The following is a 1,363-nucleotide window of genomic DNA, read 5'->3' as shown; positions in this document are numbered from 1 at the left end:
GCATATCGTTCGAACGACGGCCTCATTTCGGGGCACGGGATGACAAAGCGGCGCCAATGGCGTGAACAGTTCGGCGTTCAAGACATGGCAAGACGAAGATTGACAGCACGTTGCGGTTGAGGAGCTGGCAAAACGCAGGCTGTGTGCAAGCGAATGGGTTGGCCCCGCTTTTCATTTTCCGCGTAGCCTGTGCCTGCGGCTGCCCGCGCCACAAGGCGTTGGTGCACAAATGTGGCATTAGGCACAATCAGCTCTTTGATGCCGCCTGCTATGTCGGCCTTGCCGGGCTGCGAACGGACTCCGGGCGTGCGCACGCCGTCATGCGGTTGAGAACGGCGCAGCCGATGGCGACCTCGGTCTGCTGAGCCGAAAAGGAGCGGGCTCGCAGGCGACGTCCGATCAGCCCCTTGTAGCGCCCGACGGCGGTCTCGATCAGGGCGCGCTTGCCATAGCCGGTGGACGCCTGCCAATTCAGCCTTCCATCATTGGCGATCGCCGTGATGTGACCGTCCCTTTGACCGGGTGGTCCGGTGTCATCACTCTCCACGGCCGTTGAACGTGGCGGGATGACTATCCTTGCGGTGACGCTGTGTTGCAGCACCGCGCAGTAGGTGGGACCGCTATCATATGCTCCGTCGGCCGTGAATTGGTCGATCTCTGCATCGATCCGGTCGAGCAGCGGCTTCACCTGCGAGGGATCGTCGCCGTCCTGGTCGGTCAGACAATGGGCGATGATCTCGCCGCTGTCGGCATTGAGAACCAAATGCAGCTTGCGCCAGGTCCGGCGTGATCTGGCACCGTGCTTGTCTTCCAGCCATTGGCCGGCGCCGTAGACTTTCAAATCCGGTGCTATCGATCAGCACATGCAGCGGACCGTCCTCGGGATGCCGCTGCCGCTTGGCCGATGGTTCCCATATCTGCGCCCGGCGGCTTAGCGTCGTGTGATCGGGAACCGGTAGATCAAGCCCCATCAGATCGAGCAGCGAGGTCGCCAATCCCTCGCTCTGGCGCAGACGAAGCCCGAAGACGCATCCCAGTGTCAAGACCGCCTCGATGGCGAGATCGGAATAGCGGGGCTGGCCGCTGCGGGTCGTTCTTCGCGGCGCATGCCACCTGGCCAAGGCTTCTTCTGTCAACCACAGCGTCAGACTGCCGCGCCGCCGAAGGCCCGCCTCGTATTCCGGCCAGTTTGTCACCTTGAATTTCATCTTCGCGACTCGGTGACGGCGGCTGGCATTGACGGCAGGGGCGGCGCACCATGGTCACGGCCGATACCCCCGCCATGTGGCTCGTGCTGGAAGCCCTCGGCCCAATGTCAGCTAAACAGATGACGGCCACCGGAGAGCATCTGATGGGACTTATC

1 pseudogene is annotated in these 1,363 nt (G+C 62.5%); it reads right to left on the bottom strand.

The window, feature by feature from the left end:
- Positions 1 to 268 precede the first annotated feature (268 nt).
- Positions 269 to 1,208, bottom strand: a pseudogene (locus NKH90_RS34505) (IS5 family transposase).
- Positions 1,209 to 1,363 lie beyond the last annotated feature (155 nt).

Origin of the sequence: Mesorhizobium sp. M0898 (genome assembly GCF_040319695.1) — a bacterium.
Taxonomy (GTDB): Bacteria; Pseudomonadota; Alphaproteobacteria; order Rhizobiales; family Rhizobiaceae; genus Mesorhizobium.
This window is presented reverse-complemented; position numbering and strand designations above follow the sequence as displayed.